The organism is Micromonospora sp. DT43 (genome assembly GCF_049841645.1).
Classification (GTDB): domain Bacteria; phylum Actinomycetota; class Actinomycetes; order Mycobacteriales; family Micromonosporaceae; genus Micromonospora.
Genome location: NZ_JBNCKR010000001.1, coordinates 443154 through 461472, shown reverse-complemented (window position 1 = coordinate 461472; position 18319 = coordinate 443154). Strand labels below are relative to the sequence as shown.

At 73.2% G+C, this 18319-nt stretch carries 15 protein-coding genes; 10 read left to right on the top strand and 5 right to left on the bottom strand.

What is annotated here, in order from left to right; genetic code table 11:
• Window positions 1-26: 26 nt before the first annotated feature.
• Together trpD and ACLQ26_RS02150 are read left to right on the top strand one after the other, a co-directional pair.
• A complete protein-coding gene (gene trpD / locus ACLQ26_RS02155; RefSeq protein WP_425742855.1) occupies window positions 27-1091 on the top strand; it encodes an anthranilate phosphoribosyltransferase in 1065 nt (354 codons plus the stop codon).
• Window positions 1092-1453: 362 nt separating this feature from the next.
• Entirely contained in the window at window positions 1454-1660 is a 207-nt protein-coding gene (locus ACLQ26_RS02150; RefSeq protein ID WP_425742854.1) for a hypothetical protein, read from the top strand.
• Window positions 1661-1863: 203 nt separating this feature from the next.
• Here the strand turns inward: ACLQ26_RS02150 and ACLQ26_RS02145 are convergent, their stop codons facing one another.
• Together ACLQ26_RS02145 and coxB are read right to left on the bottom strand one after the other, a co-directional pair.
• Window positions 1864-2289, bottom strand: coding sequence for a cytochrome c oxidase subunit 4 (locus ACLQ26_RS02145; RefSeq protein ID WP_425742853.1), 426 nt, complete (start codon window positions 2287-2289; stop codon window positions 1864-1866).
• A 9-nt stretch (window positions 2290-2298) separates the two neighbouring features.
• The gene (coxB, locus tag ACLQ26_RS02140) at window positions 2299-3270 is read right to left on the bottom strand and encodes a cytochrome c oxidase subunit II (protein ID WP_425742852.1); all 972 of its coding nucleotides are present in this window, start codon (window positions 3268-3270) and stop codon (window positions 2299-2301) included.
• 287 nt (window positions 3271-3557) lie between these two features.
• Here coxB and ACLQ26_RS02135 point away from each other — a divergent pair, with 287 nt between their 5' ends.
• Both ACLQ26_RS02135 and ACLQ26_RS02130 read left to right on the top strand, forming a co-directional pair.
• Complete coding sequence (locus ACLQ26_RS02135; protein ID WP_425742851.1) at window positions 3558-4709, top strand: cysteine desulfurase family protein; 1152 nt, start codon at window positions 3558-3560, stop codon at window positions 4707-4709.
• Window positions 4706-4939 carry a sulfurtransferase TusA family protein gene (locus ACLQ26_RS02130; protein ID WP_203178961.1) on the top strand — a complete coding sequence of 78 codons (234 nt, stop codon included), beginning with the start codon at window positions 4706-4708 and terminating at the stop codon, window positions 4937-4939. Before ACLQ26_RS02135 ends, ACLQ26_RS02130 begins: the two co-directional genes overlap by 4 nt.
• 6 nt (window positions 4940-4945) lie before the next feature.
• On the opposite strand, the gene ACLQ26_RS02125 is transcribed toward ACLQ26_RS02130, so the two are convergent.
• The 3 genes from ACLQ26_RS02125 to ACLQ26_RS02115 form a co-directional block, all read right to left on the bottom strand.
• A complete protein-coding gene (locus ACLQ26_RS02125) occupies window positions 4946-5923 on the bottom strand; it encodes a carbohydrate kinase family protein (RefSeq protein WP_425742850.1) in 978 nt (325 codons plus the stop codon).
• A 180-nt stretch (window positions 5924-6103) separates the two neighbouring features.
• Window positions 6104-6472 (bottom strand): iron-sulfur cluster insertion protein ErpA, encoded by a 369-nt coding sequence (gene erpA / locus ACLQ26_RS02120; RefSeq protein ID WP_007463211.1) that lies wholly within the window; start codon window positions 6470-6472, stop codon window positions 6104-6106.
• Between the two features lie 170 nt (window positions 6473-6642).
• Entirely contained in the window at window positions 6643-7782 is a 1140-nt protein-coding gene (locus ACLQ26_RS02115) for a glycerate kinase (protein WP_425742849.1), read from the bottom strand.
• Between the two features lie 68 nt (window positions 7783-7850).
• On the opposite strand from ACLQ26_RS02115, the gene nadA reads away from it, so the two are divergent.
• The 6 genes from nadA (at window position 7851) to ACLQ26_RS02085 (ending at window position 18270) form a co-directional block, all read left to right on the top strand.
• A complete protein-coding gene (gene nadA, locus ACLQ26_RS02110) occupies window positions 7851-9026 on the top strand; it encodes a quinolinate synthase NadA (RefSeq protein ID WP_425742848.1) in 1176 nt (391 codons plus the stop codon).
• 212 nt (window positions 9027-9238) lie between these two features.
• Window positions 9239-10594, top strand: coding sequence for a UDP-N-acetylglucosamine 1-carboxyvinyltransferase (murA, locus tag ACLQ26_RS02105; RefSeq protein WP_007463216.1), 1356 nt, complete (start codon window positions 9239-9241; stop codon window positions 10592-10594).
• Between the two features lie 114 nt (window positions 10595-10708).
• The gene (locus ACLQ26_RS02100) at window positions 10709-11302 is read left to right on the top strand and encodes a DUF3043 domain-containing protein (protein WP_425742847.1); all 594 of its coding nucleotides are present in this window, start codon (window positions 10709-10711) and stop codon (window positions 11300-11302) included.
• Between the two features lie 163 nt (window positions 11303-11465).
• Window positions 11466-12026 carry a helix-turn-helix domain-containing protein gene (locus ACLQ26_RS02095; protein WP_425742846.1) on the top strand — a complete coding sequence of 187 codons (561 nt, stop codon included), beginning with the start codon at window positions 11466-11468 and terminating at the stop codon, window positions 12024-12026.
• A gap of 374 nt (window positions 12027-12400) precedes the next feature.
• Complete coding sequence (locus ACLQ26_RS02090; RefSeq protein WP_425742845.1) at window positions 12401-17227, top strand: WG repeat-containing protein; 4827 nt, start codon at window positions 12401-12403, stop codon at window positions 17225-17227.
• A 44-nt stretch (window positions 17228-17271) separates the two neighbouring features.
• The gene (locus tag ACLQ26_RS02085) at window positions 17272-18270 is read left to right on the top strand and encodes an aldo/keto reductase family protein (RefSeq protein WP_007463224.1); all 999 of its coding nucleotides are present in this window, start codon (window positions 17272-17274) and stop codon (window positions 18268-18270) included.
• Window positions 18271-18319: the final 49 nt, after the last annotated feature.

The following is an 18319-nucleotide window of genomic DNA, read 5'->3' as shown; positions in this document are numbered from 1 at the left end:
CACTTCGTACGCTCGGGAGGCCCGCCATGGGCGATCGGACCTGGCCGCACCTGCTCAACTCGCTGCTGCGCGGCGAGGAGCTGTCCACCGCCGACACCGCCTGGGCGATGGGCGAGATCATGGCCGGCTCGGCGGGCCCGGCGCAGGTCGCCGGCTTCGCCGTGGCCCTACGCGCCAAGGGCGAGACCTCGGCCGAGCTGGCCGGCCTGGTGGAGACGATGTTGAGCCGGGCCGTTCCGGTCGACCTCCCCGACGAGCTGCGCTCGACCGCCCTGGACGTGGTGGGCACCGGCGGTGACCTCGCCCACACGGTCAACATCTCCACCATGGCCGCGCTTGTCGTGGCGGGCGCGGGCGCCCGGGTCGTCAAGCACGGCAACCGGGCCGCGTCCTCCCTGTGCGGCACCGCCGACCTGCTGGAGTTCCTCGGCGTCCCGCTCGACCTCGACCCGGACGCCATCGTGCGCTGCGTCACCGAGGCCGGCATCGGGTTCTGCTTCGCCGCCCGGTTCCACCCGGGGATGCGGCACACCGGGCCGGTCCGGCGGGAGCTGGGCGTTCCCACCGTGTTCAACTTCCTCGGCCCGCTGACCAACCCGGCCCGCCCCCGCGCCGGCGCCGTCGGCTGCTTCGACGCACGGATGGCGTCGGTGATGGCCGGCGTGTTCGCCGCCCGGGGCGACTCGGTGCTGGTGATGCGCGGCGAGGACGGGCTGGACGAGTTCACCACCGCCGCACCGACCCGGGTGTGGGCGGCGCAGGGCGGCACCGTACGCGAGGCTGTGCTGGACGCGGTCGACCTCGGGGTGCCCCGGTCCACCCTCGGCGACCTGCGGGGCGGTGACGCCGCGTACAACGCCGGCGTGGCCCGCCGCCTGCTGGCCGGTGAGACCGGTCCGGTCCGCGACGCGGTGCTTGTCAACGCGGCTGCGGCGCTGGCGACGCAGGGCCCGCTGGACGGCGATCTGACCGAGGCGCTGCGTGCCGGCCTGGACCGCGCCGCCGAATCCATCGACTCGGGCGCGGCGGCGGCCACCCTGGACCGTTGGATCGAGACCGCGACCACCGCCGAGACCGCCGCCACCGCCTGACCGCGCCGCCGGGCGCGTGACCAACGCCGGGCGTGCCCGGGTGATCGACGCGGGCGCAGCAGCGCGGGGCGGGCCCGCGTGATCGACTCGGCTTCCTGGAATCGGCGGTGTCCCGCCGGTCGCGACACCCCGGTTTCCCTGATGTCGAGTGGATCACGCCCGGGCCGGGGTGGATCACGCCCTGGCCGGGGTGGATCACGCCCGGGCCGGGGTGGATCACGCCCGGGCCGGGGGTGCCCGGCCGGTGGCCGCGGAGATTTGTCGGACCCGCGTGGGAAACTACAGGCGAGTCATTCTCCGCTTCCGTTGTGCGCCGCTGTCGCATTTCGGGGGCGGGTCGCCCGGAGTGAGAGGAGACGCCCGTGTCGCATCACGAGCTTTACTGCGACGTCTGTGAGGGCGTGGCACCGTTCGAGGCGCCGCCCTGCGTCGACGGCCACGGCAACGACTGTCCCGAGCTGATCTGCACCGGTTGCGGCGCCGCCGTGGTCATCGCCACGTACACCGTCGGCGTCACCCGGCTGGCCGACCGCCGACGTCGCGTGCCCACCCACCGCCACGCCGCCTGACCCGTCGGTCGACCCCGACCGGGCCGCCGACCTGGCCTTAATCACGGCACCGCCGGCACCGAGCCGATCACGGCGCGGCCGGGGGCCCTCGACTACGGCACCGCCGACGTCAGACCGATCACCGCGAGCCACGACGAAGGCCCGCTCCCCCGGTCGGGGTGCGGGCCTTCGTCACGCCTGTCGGTCGCGGGCGACCGGGTGGATCAGTGCTCGGCGGTGCGCCGGGTGCCTGTGTAGTACTCGAACAGCAGGCCACAGGCGGCGAAGACGACCGACAGCAGGCCGAGGCCGATCAGCCAGAACTGCCAGAACACCATGCCCAGCGCGGCGATCGCGGCGGCCAGCGCCAGACCGAACGGCCAGTAGCTGCCCGGGCTGAAGAAGCCGACCTCACCGGCGCCGTCGGCGATCTCCGCGTCCGGTCGGTCCTCCGGACGCAGATCGATACGACGGGAGACGAACCAGAAGAAGCCACCGCACATCGAGCAGAGCAGGAACGACAGCAGCAGGGCCACGGTGCCCACCCACTCGACGTTGCCGGACTCCCCGTGGGTCCAGGCACCGTAGAGAATGGTGGCGCCGAAGAGGAACCCGGCGATGATCAGGAAGATACGCCACTCGGTCTTCATGCGGCTGCCTCAGCTTCCCGTGCCGGCCGGAGCGCTGTCCGGGTTGAAGTTGCTGTTCGTCCGCCGGGTGTCGAACGGCTGCGTGGTCTGCGCGTACGGCTGCTCGCCGATCTCGGTCAACGCGTCCTGCGTCGACTTGCCGCTCTGCTTGGCCGCGAGGAACTGGTCGTACTTCTCCGGCGAGACCACCCGCAGCTCGAAGTTCATGAACGCGTGGTAGCTGCCGCACAGCTCGGCGCAGCGGCCGACGTACGCACCCTCGGCGTCCAGGCGGGACACCTCGAAGACGTTGCGGATCTTGCCCGGCATGACGTCCCGCTTGAACAGCAGCTCCGGCACCCAGAACGAGTGGATGACATCGCGGCTGGTCTCCTCGAACCGGATGGACCGGTTGGTCGGCAGCACGAGCACCGGGATGACCTCACTGGTGCCCAGCGTCGACGCGGTGGTGCGGGCCTCCGTGCCCTGACCGTCGCGGTAGTTGAACTGCCAGTTCCACTTGAAGGCGACGACCTCGACCGTGACGTCCGGGTTCTTCGACAGCTTGTCGACGTCGGTCTGCACGATCGCCGTGTAGTAGAAGAGCACGGAGACGATCAGGATCGGCGCGATGGTGTAGAGGAACTCCATCGGCAGGTTGTAGCGGGTCTGCACCGGCAGCGCGTTGCCGCGCTTGCGGTACCGCACGACGCACCAGAAGATCAGGCCCCACACGAAGACGCCGACCGCGAGCGCGGCGACGCACGAGGCGATCCACAGGTCGTACATGCGGTGCGACTCCGCCGAGATGCCGCCCTGCGGCCAACCGAAGCCGTCGAACGTCTTGCCCACGTCACAGCCCGTGAGCAGAACCAGCAGAGCCACGCCCCCGAGACCGAGCCCGGCCAACCGACCAGCACCGCGTCCCCGGCGTCCACCGACTCCTGAGGCAGCACCGTGCCGTACGGCCGACGGCCGTACCTCCGAACTCCTTGCGACCACCTGGTCCTGCCTCCCTAGCGCGCCGCGGTGCGTCGTTCCTCAGCACCGGCGGCAAAGGCGTCACCGACGGTCGCAGATTACTCGACCATGAGGGACTCGGCCGTGGTGGGGTCACTGTCCGCCCCCATCGGGGGGATCCTGGGCATAACGTCGCGATAGCGTCTGATCCGTGAGCGCGAGGAGTGAGCCGGGGTTGCGAGCCCCGCAACCGCGAACAAAGGCAGGTCCGTGAGCGCGAGGAGTGAGCCGGTGTTGCGAGCCCCGCAACCGCGAACAAAGGCAGGTCCGTGAGCGCCTCTTCGGTCTACCTGGACGCGGCAACGGCCGCGCCTCTGCATCCGGTCGCCCGGCAGGCGCTGCTGGCCGCCCTGGAGGACGGCTGGGCCGACCCGGGGAAGCTCTACGGCCAGGCGCGCCGCGCCCGGCAACTGCTCGACGCCGCCCGCGAGGCCGCCGCGCAGACGCTCGGCGTCCGCGCCGACGAGCTGTCCTTCACCAGCAGCGGTACGACGGCAGCCCACGGCGCGGTGCTCGGCGGCCTGGCGGGACGGCACCGGGCCGGGGCGACGCTTGTGCACTCGGCGATCGAGCATTCCGCAGTCCTGCACGCCGCCGAGCGGCACGTCGCGGCCGGCGGCGTCGCCCACTCGGTGCCTGTCGACCGGGTGGGCCGGCTGGATCTGGCCGCCTGGTCGACGGCCGTCCGCGCGCCCGGGGTCGCGCTGGCCGCGCTGATCACTGCGAGTCACGAGGTGGGCACCGTGCAGCCGGTAGCCGAGGCGGCGGCCGTCTGCGCGGATGTCGGGGTGCCGCTCTACGTCGACGCGGCGCAGTCGGTCGGGCGGGTACCCCTGCCGGCCGGCTGGGCGCTGCTCAGCGCGAGCGCCCACAAGTGGGGTGGCCCGCCCGGGGTGGGGCTGTTGGCGGTCCGCAAGGGCACCCGCTGGGAGTCGCCCTGGCCGGCCGACGAGCGGGAGGGTGGGCGTACCCCCGGGTCTCTGAACCTGCCCGCGGTGGTGGCGGCTGCGGCGAGCCTGCGGGCGGCGGCGGCCGACGCGGCCGCCGAGGCGACCCGGCTGGACCCGCTGGTGGACCGGATCCGGACGCGGGTCGCGGCCGAGGTGCCCGACGTGGAGGTGGTCGGCGACCCGGTGCTGCGCCTGCCGCACCTGGTGACCTTCTCCTGCCTGTACGTCGACGGCGAGACGCTGCTGCACGCGCTGGACCGGCGGGGGTTCGCGGTGTCGTCCGGCTCGTCCTGCACGTCGTCCACACTGCGGCCGTCACACGTGTTGGAGGCGATGGGGGTGCTCTCGCACGGCAATGTCCGGGTCAGCCTGCATCGGGACACGACCGAGTCCGACGTCGAGCGGTTCCTCGCCGAGCTGCCTGGGATCGTCGCCGGGCTGCGCGCCGACGCCGGGGTGGTGGGGCTGTGACGATGCCGGACGAGGTGCTCGACTGCCGGGGGCAACGCTGTCCGCTGCCGGTGATCGCGGCGGCCCGCCGGATGCCGCAGGTGCCGGTCGGCACCGTGGTCCGGGTGCTGGCCGACGACCCGGCCGCCGCGGTGGACATTCCCGCCTGGTGCCGAATGCGCGGCCAGGAGTTCCTCGCGGCGATCACCGGCCCGGACGGTCCCGCCTACGACATCCGCCGCACCCACTGACCCGGGTTACGGCAGGAGGTGCGGGCGGATCTCCTCGGCGGCCGTGTCGCCGTAGGACTCGGCGAGGCGCTTGACGAACAGGTCGCGGCGGACGTCGTACTCCTGGGTGCCGACCGTCTCCAGGACGAGCGTGGCAAGCAGCGAGCCGACCTGGGCGGCGCGCTCCAGGCCGACGCCCCAGGAGAGCGCCGTGAAGAAGCCGGCCCGGAAGCCGTCGCCCACACCGGTCGGGTCGACGGCCCGGATCTCCCGCGCGATCGGCACGTGGATCGGGTCGATGCCCCGGCCGGCGATCTCCACCCCGTCCTTGCCCAGCGTGGTGACGCGCACCTTGACCAGGTCCAGAAGCTGGTCGTCGCTGAGCTTCGCCTTGCTCTGCAGCAGCGACTTCTCGTAGTCGTTCGTCATCAGGTACTCGGCGCCTTCGATCAGCGCCACCACGTCCTCGCCGGGCATCCGGGCGAGCTGCTGGGAGGGGTCGGCGGCGAAGGCGTACCCACGGGTGCGGCATTCGGCCGAGTGCCGCAGCATCGCCTCCGGGTCATTGGCGCTGACAAGCACCAGGTCCAGACCGCCGAGCCGGTCGGCGACCGGGGCGAGCTCGATGTTGCGGGCCTCGCTCATCGCCCCCGCGTAGAACGACGCGATCTGGCACATGTCGGTGTCTGTGGTGCAGACGAACCGGGCCGTGTGCGCCACCTCACTGATGTGCACGGAGTCGCAGTCCACACCGTGCCGCTCCAGCCAGGAGCGGTAGTCGGCGAAGTCGGCCCCCACCGCCCCGAGCAGCACCGGGCGCAGCCCGAGCTGGCCCATGCCGAAGGAAATGTTCGCCGCGACCCCGCCACGGCGGAGCACCAGGTCGTCCACCAGGAAGGAGAGGGAAACCTTGTGCAGCTGATCGGCGATGAGCTGGTCGGCGAAGCGACCCGGGAAACTCATCAGGTGATCGGTGGCGATCGAGCCGGTCACGGCGATCTTCATGTCAACCCTCGGGGTCGGGAGCAGGGCGCGGTCAGCCTACCGGCCCGGCAACCGTGACGTGACCGGTCGGTCGGGCAATGGCAACCGACCGGCCATGCCCGCCGGGGGACCGCTCCCACCGACACGAAAACGGCGGGGCCGCCCCGAAGGACGGCCCCGCCGTGCTGGTGCGTGGGTGACTCAGTTGAACGAGTCGCCGCAGGCGCAGGAGTTGCCTGCGTTGGGGTTGTCGATGGTGAAGCCCTGGGCGTCGATCCGGTCGGCGAAGTCGATCGTCGCGCCGGACAGGTAGGGGGCGCTCATCCGGTCGACGACGACCTCGACGCCACCGAAGTCGGTGACGACGTCACCGTCGAGCGAACGCTCGTCGAAGAAGAGCTGGTACCGCAGGCCGGAGCAGCCACCCGGCTGCACCGCGACGCGGAGCCGCAGGTCGTCGCGGCCCTCCTGCTCGATCAGGGCCTTGACCTTCTGCGCCGCGACGTCGGTGAGGACGACGGAAGTAGGGGCCTGGGCCTCGGTCGACTCGGTCTGCGCTGGCGTGGTCACGTGGAAGTCTCCCTGCGCGGTTTTGGGTCCGGACGCACTGGCCAACGCCGCGCGCCGTCCAGTGATTCCCGGTTGTGGTCCGGTTCCGATCGTACGCCGCCCCGGCCGCGCCCACCCGCGTGGCGTGATCGCCGCCGCAGGTAGGCCCCGGTCACGCGCCGTCGGACGCCTCAGCGGCTCCACTGCCGGGCCAGTCGGGCGCCCAGCTCGCGCAGCCCGTCCGCCGGCCGGCTCAGCGCCGCGTCGAGCCCGCCGGCCTGCTCCCCACCGAAGTGCTCGACAAGGCTGTACGCGTCGGTCACCCCCGCCGAGGCGGCCTCCCGTCGGCCGGTGCTGACCTGGCCGGCCACCACCACGCAGGGCACCCCCCTGTCCCGGGCGGCCCCGGCCACCCCGGCGACGACCTTGCCGCGCAGCGACTGGTGGTCGAAGGACCCCTCCCCCGTGATCACCAGGTCGGCGGTGTCGAGCGCGGCCTCCAGCCGGGTGGCCCGGGTGACGAGACCGATGCCCGACTCGCAGGCGCCGCCGAGCGCGAGGACTGCCGCGCCGAGGCCGCCGGCGGCCCCACCGCCGGGTAGCGCGCCGAGCCCCGCCGGGCAGCCGGGAAGATCCCGCTCCAGCACCGCCGCGAAGCGCTCCAGAGCCGCGTCGAGCAGCAGCACGTCGGCACGGTCGGCGCCCTTCTGCGGGCCGAACACGTTGCTCGCCCCGTGCAGGCCGAGCAGCGGGTTGTCCACGTCGGTGGCGGCGACCAGCCGGGCGCCGCGCAGCCGGGGAGCGCCGTCGAGGGCGTCGACCACTGCCAACGCCGCCCCGCCGTACGGCAGCGCCGCGCCTGTTGCGTCGAGCGCTGTCGCGCCCAGCGCGGTGAGCATGCCGGCGCCACAGTCGTTGGTGGCGGAGCCGCCCAGCCCGATCACCACCGTCCGGGCACCGCTCTCCACCGCGGCGGCCACCAGCAGACCCAGCCCGTACGACGTGGTGACCTTCGGATCCCGCTCGGCGGCGGCCAGCAGGTGCAGCCCGCACGCCTGCGCGCTCTCCAGGTAGGCGGTCGTGCCGTCGGTGGTGAGGAGTATCTCACCGGCCGCCGGCCGGCCCAGCGGATCGACGGTCGACACCGGCACCCGCCGACCGCCGAGCGCGTCGGCGAGCACGTCCACGAAGCCCGGCCCGCCGTCGGCGAGCGGCCGGATCAGCAGGTCGTCACCGTCGGCGACGCTGCGCCATCCGTCCGCGACCGCGGCGGCGACCTCCGGTGCGGGCAGGGTGCCGGCGAACTTGTCCGGGCAGAGCAGCACGCGCATGCCGAGCAGTGTGGCAGCCCACACCGAGCGGAGCTGCGGCGCGCTCGCGCTGTGGGACCATGGGCTACGTGACTTCGACCTGGGTGGAACCCTCCAACACGGCGACGGCTCTGCTGCTGCTCGGCCGGGGCAGCGACCCCGACACCGAGCGCGGCGTCGAGTGTCCGGGCGACCTGCCGGCGCCCAGCGACCCGGATCTGGTGGCCCGGGCCACGGCGGCGAAGGCGAAGCTGGGCAGCAAGGTCTTCGTGCTGGGGCACCACTACCAGCGCGACGAGGTGATCCAGTTCGCGGACGTGACAGGCGACTCGTTCAAGCTGGCCCGCGAGGCCGCGGCCCGCCCGGACGCCGAGTACATCGTCTTCTGCGGCGTGCACTTCATGGCCGAGAGCGCGGACATCCTCACCACAGACGCCCAGCGGGTGATCCTCCCTGACCTGGCGGCCGGCTGCTCGATGGCGGACATGGCCGTCCTGGGCCAGGTCGAGACCGCCTGGGACACGCTCACCGAGCTGGGCATCGCCGGCGAGACCGTGCCGGTGACGTACATGAACTCGTCGGCCGACATCAAGGGCTTCGTCGGCCGCAACGGCGGCGTGGTCTGCACCTCGTCCAACGCCAAGCGCGCCCTGGACTGGGCGTTCGAGCAGGGCTCGAAGGTGCTCTTCCTGCCGGACCAGCACCTGGGCCGCAACACGGCGGTGCTGGAGATGGGCCTGTCGCTTGACGACTGCGTCCTCTACGACCCGCACAAGCCCGGTGGCGGGCTCACGCCGGAGCAGCTGCGCGACGCCAAGATGATCCTGTGGCGGGGGCACTGCTCGGTGCACGGCCGGTTCACCCTCGACAGCGTCAACGACGTCCGCGAGCGGGTGCCCGGGGTCAACGTGCTTGTCCACCCGGAGTGCCGGCACGAGGTGGTCACCGCTGCCGACTACGTGGGCTCCACCGAATACATCATCAAGGCCGTCGAGGCCGCTCCGGCCGGTTCGGCGTGGGCGCTGGGCACCGAGCTGAACCTGGTCCGCCGGCTCGCGCTGGCCCACCCGGACAAGCAGATCATGTTCCTCGACAAGGCCGTCTGCTACTGCTCGACCATGAACCGGATCGACCTGCCGCACCTGGTCTGGGCCCTGGAGGAGCTGGTCGCGGGCCGGGTCGTCAACCAGATCACGGTGGACGCCGACACCGCGCACCACGCCCGGGTGGCGCTGGACCAGATGCTCGCCCTGCCCGGCGCGTGATCACGATCCGTGACGCTCCTGGCACACAAAAGTGCCGGATCACCGATTAATGCCACACACGCCCGTGTGACCGAGTCCATCTTCGTCACCGAGGGCTATGCTGCCGGGGCGAGGACGCAAGCGGGCCGTTTCGATATGGCCGCATCCGGGGTAGCGACAGAGTTCACGCTCCCCACCATCAACACAGCAGCACCGAAGCGCTGGAGGTTGCGTTGACCGACGACGTCCTGGTCGTGCACGGAGGGACTCCGCTCGAAGGGCGGATCCGCGTGCGCGGCGCGAAGAACCTGGTTTCGAAGGCGATGGTCGCCGCACTGCTGGGCGACAGCCCGAGCCGGCTGTTCGACGTGCCGAAGATCCGCGACGTCGAGGTGGTCCGGGGTCTGCTCGGTCTGCACGGCGTCAAGGTGACCGACGGCGCCGAGGACGGCGAGCTCGTCTTCGACCCGGCGAACGTGGAGAGCGCCAGCACCGACCAGATCAATGTGCACGCCGGTTCGAGCCGGATCCCGATCCTGTTCTGCGGGCCGCTGCTGCACCGGCTCGGGCACGCGTTCATCCCGGATCTGGGCGGCTGCCACATCGGCCCGCGCCCGATCGACTTCCACCTGCAGGCACTGCGGGAGTTCGGCGCCACCGTCGACAAGCGGCCTGAGGGCCTGCACCTGTCCGCGCCGAACGGGCTGCACGGCACCAAGTTCGCCCTGCCGTACCCGAGCGTCGGCGCCACCGAGCAGGTGCTGCTGACCGCGGTGATGGCCGAGGGCGTCACCGAGCTGCGCAACGCCGCGGTGGAGCCGGAGATCATCGACCTGATCTGCATCCTGCAGAAGATGGGCGCGATCATCAAGGTCCACACCGACCGGGTGATCGAGATCCAGGGCGTGCCGAAGCTGCATGGGTACACTCACCGGCCGATCCCGGACCGGATCGAGGCCGCCAGCTGGGCCGCGGCCGCGCTGGCCACCCGTGGCCACGTCGAGGTGCTCGGCGCGCAGCAGGCCGACATGATGACCTTCCTGAACATCTTCCGGTCCGTCGGCGGCGAGTACGAGGTCACCGACACCCGGCCGCCGAAGCTTGGCGACCCGGGCCAGGAGGGCGGCATCCGCTTCTGGCACCCCGGCGGCGAGCTGAACGCGGTGGCGCTGGAGACGGACGTCCACCCCGGCTTCATGACCGACTGGCAGCAGCCGCTGGTCGTGGCGCTGACCCAGGCCCGCGGCCTGTCGATCGTGCACGAGACGGTCTACGAGCAGCGGCTGGGCTACACCGAGGCGCTGAACTCGATGGGCGCCAACATCCAGGTCTACCGGGACTGCCTCGGCGGCACCCCGTGCCGCTTCGGCCGGCGCAACTTCAAGCACTCGGCCGTGATCGCCGGGCCGAGCAAGCTGCACGCCGCCGACCTGGTCATCCCCGACCTTCGGGCCGGTTTCAGCCACCTGATCGCGGCGCTCGCGGCCGAGGGCACCTCCCGGGTGTACGGCGTCGACCTGATCAACCGGGGCTACGAGGACTTCGAGGCGAAGCTCGCCGACCTCGGCGCGCACGCCGAGCGCCCGTAACCCGTCTCACCATCGTTCGGCTCCGACGGCTCCAGATCGCGCGCTGCGGTCTGGAGCCGTCGGCCGCTGTACCGCGATGTGCGGCGTGCGCGAACCGTTGGCTACCCTTGCCGCGTGCCGTCGCTCTTTCGCCGCAAGTCCACCGACCTCGTCGACGAGGCCGTCTCCTCGGTGACCCCCGAGGAGACCGCTGACCGTCCCCGGGGTTACACCCCGGCCAAGGGTCGGGAGACGCCGAAGCGACCCACAGTCGGCCGTCGCCCGGCCGGGCCCACCCGCCCCCTCACCAAGGAGGAGGAGCGGGAGCGGCGGCGCCAACTGCGTACCGAGGCCGCTGCCGAGTTCCGCCGCGAGGGTGGCCCCCGCGACCGGGGCCCGGAGCGGCTGCTGGCGCGCAACGTGGTCGACTCCCGTCGTACCGTCGGCACCTGGTTCTTCGGCGGCGCGTTGATCGTGCTGATCGGCTCGAACGCGGCGATGCCGCCGGTGGTCCGGCTGATCTCCAACGTGCTCTGGGGCGCGCTGGCCCTGGGTGTGGTCGTCGACTCGCTGCTCATCTGCCGCAAGATCGGCAAGCTGGTCCGGGAACGCTTCCCGAAGTCCGACCAGCGGATGGGTTCGCTCTACCTCTACGCCGTGATGCGGTCGATCACCTTCCGGCGGATGCGCGCTCCGGCCCCGCAGGTGAAGCTCGGCGACAAGGTCTGACCCCGGCCTCCCGAGCGTGGCGGCTCCGGCCGCGTTGGGGGCAAAGCACAGCGGGAAGCGTCCGGGCAGCGACTGTTCGTTGTACCGTGCGCGTAGTTCATCACGGTGAACAGGTCGCCCGTTGTTCGTCACCGCGAACGTTGATCCAATGGAGCGAACACGCATGCCTGGAGAACCGGCTGCCCCGTTGGCCAACATCGCCGCCGCCCTGCGCCGCGAACGGGAGCGCGTCGGTGTCTCGCTGAGCGAGCTGGCTCGTCGGGCGGGGGTGGCCGAGTCGACGCTCTCCCACCTGGAATCGGGGACGGGCAACCCGAGCGTCGAGACTCTCTGGGCGCTCGGCGTGGCGCTGGGCGTACCGTTCAGCAGGCTCGTGGAGCCGGCCGACATCGACATCCGGGTGATCCGCGCCGGGGAGGGGCCCCGGGTTCGTTCCGAGCAGGCCGACTTCACCGGGACGCTGCTCAGCGCCGGCACGGCGCACCTGCGGCGGGACGTGTACCTGATCGAGTTGGAGCCGGGCGCGGTCCGGGAGGCGGACGGGCACACCCCCCGCAGCATCGAGCACGTGGTGGTGGCCGCCGGACGGCTGCGCCTCGGCCCCGAGGGGGGCACCGTGGATCTCGGTCCGGGTGACTACGCGACGTTTCCCGGCGACACACCGCACCGGTACGAGGCGCTGGTCCCCGGCACCTTCGCCGTCCTCGTCATGGAGCATCCCTGACCCGAGGCTCCGGCCCGTCGCGGTGTCGGGTGGGGTATCGTCGAAGATCAGATTGGGTTATCGACCTAAATGTCCGGAACCATCGGATAACGTTTGCACCCGTGGGCGGTGCCACAGTGGCGGTGAACGAGCCCGCGCCGTTACCCTCCATCCGCAGCCACGCCCTGCCGGAACGGGCGACCCGACCGGCACGCGAGGCCCCAGCGCGACAATGTGCAACGAGGTGACAACGCCGTGAGCGAGCGGACGCGAGCCGGCCACCGGGGCGTGGCAGGCGGCGACCGGACGCCCATCGGTCAGCGGGGTACGACCGCGGACACCGCACCGTCGACGGGGAGCGGCCACGCGGCCGGGTGTGGCGACGGGCTCGGCGGATGAACGGCCGCTACACCGACCGGTGGCGGGACCCGAACGAGCCGTCCTGGGTGGTCGAGCCGACCACCGAGTGGCACCCCCAGTTCCCCGGCCAGCGCTACCCCGGCGACATCGGCGTCACCCACCAGCCCCCACCGCCGCCGCGCGGACGAGCGAGCGTCGTCGGTCGTACCGAGGTGCCGCCGCTCGCGCCCACCCGACCGGACGGCACCTACCTCGGGCGCTCCTGGGCCGACGAGCCTTCGGCCGACCCGGCCCGCGACGGCCGTTGGGGAGCGGACGACGAGTTGGCGTCCCACGGCCGTTGGGGGGCGGACGGCGGACCCGCCGAGACCTCGGCCTACGGCTGGCCACACGGCGACGAGCGCCCGGTCGACATGGCGCACCACGGGCGGCCCGAGACCCCGCACTACGACCATGAGCCGTACCGCCGCCCGCTCCCGGAGCCGCCCCGACGGGAGGAGCGCCGCTCTCCCGAGTCGGACCCGAGGACCGCCTGGTCCGAGCGGCGCCCCGGCGACGACCGGGGACCGGCCCGGGAGGCCGCCTGGCACCGCGAGCAGCCCACTTCCGAGCGGTACGACGGCCGCACGTCCCGACACGAGCCGGCCGACCGGGACCGGGCGTACCCGGAATCACCGCCCGTCTCTCCCGCACCGCGCGGTGATTCCGGCTGGGTGCCCGAGCCGGACGAGACGCCGCGCCGACGCGGCACGTCGGAGCGGCCGGCCGCCACTCACGAGCGGCACCCCGGCGACGGGTACGGCGCACGACCGGTCAGGGGCCACGACGGCCGCACGACCGACGGCTGGGCCGCCGAGGGGGCCGGCCAGTGGGCGCCCGTGGACAGTCGCTCCCGCTACCGGGCGGACGGCCACGCCGAACGCCTACCCGACGACGCCCGCCGCTCGGAACGGCTCCCCGACGACGCCCGCCGCTCGGAGCGGGGCGTTGCCGACGGTCGGTCCCGCGTGGAGGCTGGCCCCGGTGCGCCCACCGACCGTCAGCGCCGGCCGGACGAGGCATTCGGCCCACCGTCGACGTCCGAGGGCGGACGGCGGCGACGCCCCGAACCGGAGGCACCGGAGCAGCCTCGCCGTGACGACGAGCGCCGCCGCCCCGATGTCGAGCCGCGCCGACACCAACCCCGCGAGGCGGCAGCCCGCACCGAGGCGTACCCGGACCGTCGCCCGCGCGAGACAGCCCGGCCGGAGCCCTACCGCGAAGAGCCCTACCGCGAGCCCCGGTCACAGCCTGACCCCCGGTCGGCTGGCGGCCTACCCTGGCCGGCGCCCGGACCGGTACACCCGGACCGCACCCGCGAGCCGGGCTACCGACCCGAGCCGCACCGCGCCGAGCCGGGCGTGCCGTCGCGGCCGGCCGCCCGACCCGAACGGCCACCGGCTGAGCCACCCCGACACGACGAGCGGACCGCGCGTCCCGCCGCGACGACATCGCCCACCTCGGACCGGGCCACTCCCGTCTCCCCGGCCGCGCCGGGCGCCGGCCGGGCGGCGCCGATCCCGCCCACCCCCGTCTCCCCGGCCGCGCCGGGCGCCGGCCGGGCGGCTCCGGTTCGACCGATGTCGCCGGAGCGACAGGTGTCGCCCGCAGCACCCGGGCGAGACCGGCCGGTGTCCGCCGCACCTGTCTCCCCCGCCCCGTCGGACCAGGGGCGACAGCCGTCCACATCATCCGCTCGCCCGGAGTACGAGCGGCCGGTGTCGGCCGCACCGGTCTCCCCCGCGGAGGTCCCCGTCTCCGGTCCACCGGCCGCCCGGCTGCGGCTGGAGTTCCTGCCCGCCCCGGTGGATCCCCCGGCGTCGGACGAGCGGCCGGAGCCGCCGCAGCGGCCCGAGCACCGCACACCCACCGAACCGGCTTCGACTGTCGACGCCCGGTCCGCGCCACCGCGCTATCCCGGGCCGGATGTCGGCAACGGCTCGCCCGACCGGCGGCGGGACGACGAACCGGCGGCCGAGCAGCGGCACCCGGCGGCCTCGGGCACTTCTGTCCCGCAGGGCCGGCCCACGCACCCCACGCCCGCTACGCGCCCCGCACCGACTCCGGACGACCGCCCGCCGGTCGCGCCGCCGCCGGCCTGGCAGCGGCCGGAACAGCCCGCCATCCCCGGGACGCCGACGTCCTCGGCGCCCGCGCCGGAACCCGAGCCGGCGCTTCCGATCGCCCCGGGTGTGCCGCGTCGCTACGTGCCCCCGGCGCCCTCGGAGGCGCCCGTACCCAGCGCTCCGGAGGCAGCGGAGGCGTCGGCGCGGGGGCCGGAAGCCTGGTTCAGCCCCGCCGCCCAGCCGACCGAGTCCGACCAGGACGAGACGCCAGCCGACCGGCTGCCGACCGAAGGCACCGCGACCACCACCGCCGCCGGGACGCCCGAGAACTGGACGCCCGGCGACGGCTCGGCCGACTCGCCGCCACACGCCGAGGACGAGCACGACAGTCCGGTGGCGTCCAGCCAACCGGTCGGCGACCCCCCAACCGACCGGCGACCCGACCCGGCCGTCGAAACCGCCGGGACACCGGTCTCCGGACCACCCGCCGAACCGGCCTCCCCGCCACCGATCCGGCCAGTGTCAGCACCGCCTGTCTCCGCGCCGCCGGTCTCGGCACCGCCCCACTCGGCGTGGCCCGTCTCGGCGCCACCAGTCTCGGCGCCACCAGTCTCGGCGCCACCAGTCTCGGCGCCACCCGTCTCCGCGCGGACCGACTCGGCCTGGCCCGTCTCGGCACCACCCGCCTTCGCACCACCCGCCTTCGCACCACCGATCTCGGCACCACCGGCCTCCGCCACGCCTGTGGAGGTGGCAAACGGTGAGCGTCGTCCCGTCGTCGACGACCTCGTCACCCACGCGGAGGCCGCCGCCGAGATGACCCCGACCGACGAATCGGAGCAGGTCTCCGGTGCTCCACGCGTCTGGTTGGACGACCTGGTCGACGACGCCGCGCCAACCGTCGAGCCGGCATCGGCCGAGATCCACCGTCCGCTCGGTGACGAGCCGCACGCCGAGACGCCGGGGCACCACAGCGGACTCGCCCCCGACGACGTCCACGAGGTCAGTGGCCCGACCAGCGCGCCGACCGCCGACACATCCACCGACGCGTCGCGGGACGGCCTCCCCGACGACGAGCCGTCGGACCGACCGATGTCGGCGCCGCCCGCGTCGAGTAGCGAGTACCCGCCGACCGCCAGTCCGGACACGGATGCCGGCCTGGCCGATTCCGGCCCGGCGACCGAGGCGACGGGCACGCCGCCAGAGCCCGCAGCGGAACGGCCCACCGCGGCGGCGCCCGTCTCCGCGCCATCCGCCACACAGACACCCGCCCCCGCGGCGCCCGTCTCCGCGCCACCCGCCACACAGACACCCGTCTCCGGGCCGCCCGCCACGTCCCCGGCGGCCGCCCCCGCCGTACCGCTCGCTGCCATTCCCGCGCCGCGCAGCGGATCGTCGGACCAGGACGCGCCGGTGTCGGCACCGCCCGCCACGGCATCCCAGACGCCTCGTCCCTCGCTGGCCGATCAGGGCGACCCGGAGCAGGTGCTGGCCGCGTACCGCTGGCGGCTGGACCCGGTCACCCTGCGCGAGGAGTTGACGGAGCCGGACGCCATGCGGGCCATCCGGCGGCGGCTGACCGAGAAGCTGGGCTCGGCAGTCGACAACCGGGCTCGGGCGCGGCTGCTCAGCCTGCGCGCGGTCGCCTCGCGGATCCTCGGCGAACTCGACGACGCGTTGGCCGACGGACGGCTCGCCCTCACCTACGCGGAGGCCACCGGTGAGCTGCGCCGGACCGCGCTGGCCCAGGCCCGGCTGGCCCACGTCCTGCGCTGGCGGGGCGACTACGCCGAGGCCGACCAGCTCTTCGCCGAGGCGAACTCGATCGAGCTGCCCGATCGGCTGCGGGCCGCCCTGCACGAGCACGCCGGGCGGTGCTGCTATGACCAGGGCCGGCTGATGGAGGCCTGTCACCACTTCGAGCGGGCACTCGACCTGCGCGGGGCCGGCGACGCCGAGTTGCTGGACCGGGTCCGGGTGGCGCTCGACGCGGTGACCGCGCGGGCTTCGGCGGAGGGCTTCGGGCCGTACCCCCGGGGTCGGGACGAGGTGCTCGACCGTGACCGACCCCCGCAGCCGGACCGGGACGGACCGCTGTGGGGTTACACCGACCAGGCCGGCGAGCTGGTCATTCCCGCCCGGTACGCCGAGGCGCAGCCGTTCCACGACGGGCTGGCCTGGGTCCGGCGGCCGGACACCGACCGGTGGTCGTTGATCAACCTGCTGGGTACGACTGTGATCCCGCCCTCGTACCGGGCGGTCCGCCCGTTCAGCGACGGCCTGGCCTGGGTGGTCACCGACGGCGGGTGGACGGCGATCGACCCGACCGGCGCGGTGCAGGTGCCGCCCAACTTCGCCGATGTACGGCCGTTCCGCCGAGGGCTGGCCGCGGTGAAGCGTGAGGGGTGGGGGGCGGTCGACCGGACGGGGCGGATCGTTGTGCCGACCCGCTACCACGGCTTCGTCACCGAGCTGACCGAGGGAGGGCCTGTCGACGGCTTCACCGACGAGGGTCTCGTGGTCGTCGACGTGGCCGGCCGGCGCGGTGTGGTGGACCGCACCGGCGCGGTGCTGGTGCCGCCGTCGTACCCGACGGTGGTCATCCACCCGGTGGCGTTCCTCGTGACCAGCGGCGGCGGTCGGTGGGGCGCGCTGGACCGGCGGGGAGAGCCGCTGATCGACCCGGTGCACCTCGATCGCGCGGCGGTGTTGGAGGAGATCGACAGGCTGTTGACCGACGCCAACCCGGTGCTCTGAGTCGCCGCTCGGCGATCGTGATCCACCGGAGTTAGGGTCGTGGCATGGAATTCCGACACCTGGGCCGTTCCGGCCTGATGGTCAGCGAGATCTCGTACGGCAACTGGATCACCCACGGTTCACAGGTCGAGGAGGACGCCGCGAACGCCTGCGTCCGGGCCGCCCTCGACGCGGGGATCACCACCTTCGACACCGCCGACGTGTACGCCGGCACCCGGGCCGAGGACGTGCTCGGCCGGGCGCTGCAGAACGAGCGTCGCGAGGGCCTGGAGATCTTCACCAAGGTCTACTGGCCCACCGGGCCGGGTCGCAACGACCGCGGCCTGTCCCGCAAGCACATCATGGAGTCGATCAACGGCTCCCTGCGCCGGCTGCGCACCGACTACGTGGACCTCTACCAGGCCCACCGGTACGACTACAGCACGCCGCTGGAGGAGACGATGGAGGCGTTCGCCGACGTCGTGCACTCCGGCAAGGCGCACTACATCGGCGTCTCCGAGTGGACCGCCGAGCAGCTGCGGGCCGCCCACCCGCTCGCCCGTGAGCTGCACGTCCCGCTGGTCTCCAACCAGCCGCAGTATTCGATGCTGTGGCGGGTCATCGAGACCGAGGTCGTGCCGGCCAGCGAGGAGCTGGGCATCGGCCAGATCGTCTGGTCGCCGATGGCCCAGGGCGTGCTCTCCGGCAAGTACCTGCCGGGTCAGCCGCCGCCGGCCGGTTCCCGCGCCACCGACGAGAAGTCGGGCGCGAACTTCATCTCCCGGTTCATGAACGACGACGTGCTGACCCGGGTGCAGCAGCTCAAGCCGCTCGCTGAGCAGGCCGGGCTGAGCATGGCCCAGCTGGCCGTGGCGTGGGTCCTGCAGAACCCGAACGTGTCGTCGGCGATCATCGGCGCGTCCCGCCCCGAGCAGGTGCACGACAACGTGAAGGCGGCCGGGGTGAAGCTCGACGCCGAGCTGCTCAAGGCCATCGACGAGATCGTCGAGCCGGTCACCGAGCGGGACCCGGCGAAGACCGAGTCCCCCGCCGAGCGTCCCTGACGCGGCTCCGGTCCGGCCGGCGCGAGGGGTCTCGCGTCGGCCGGACCGG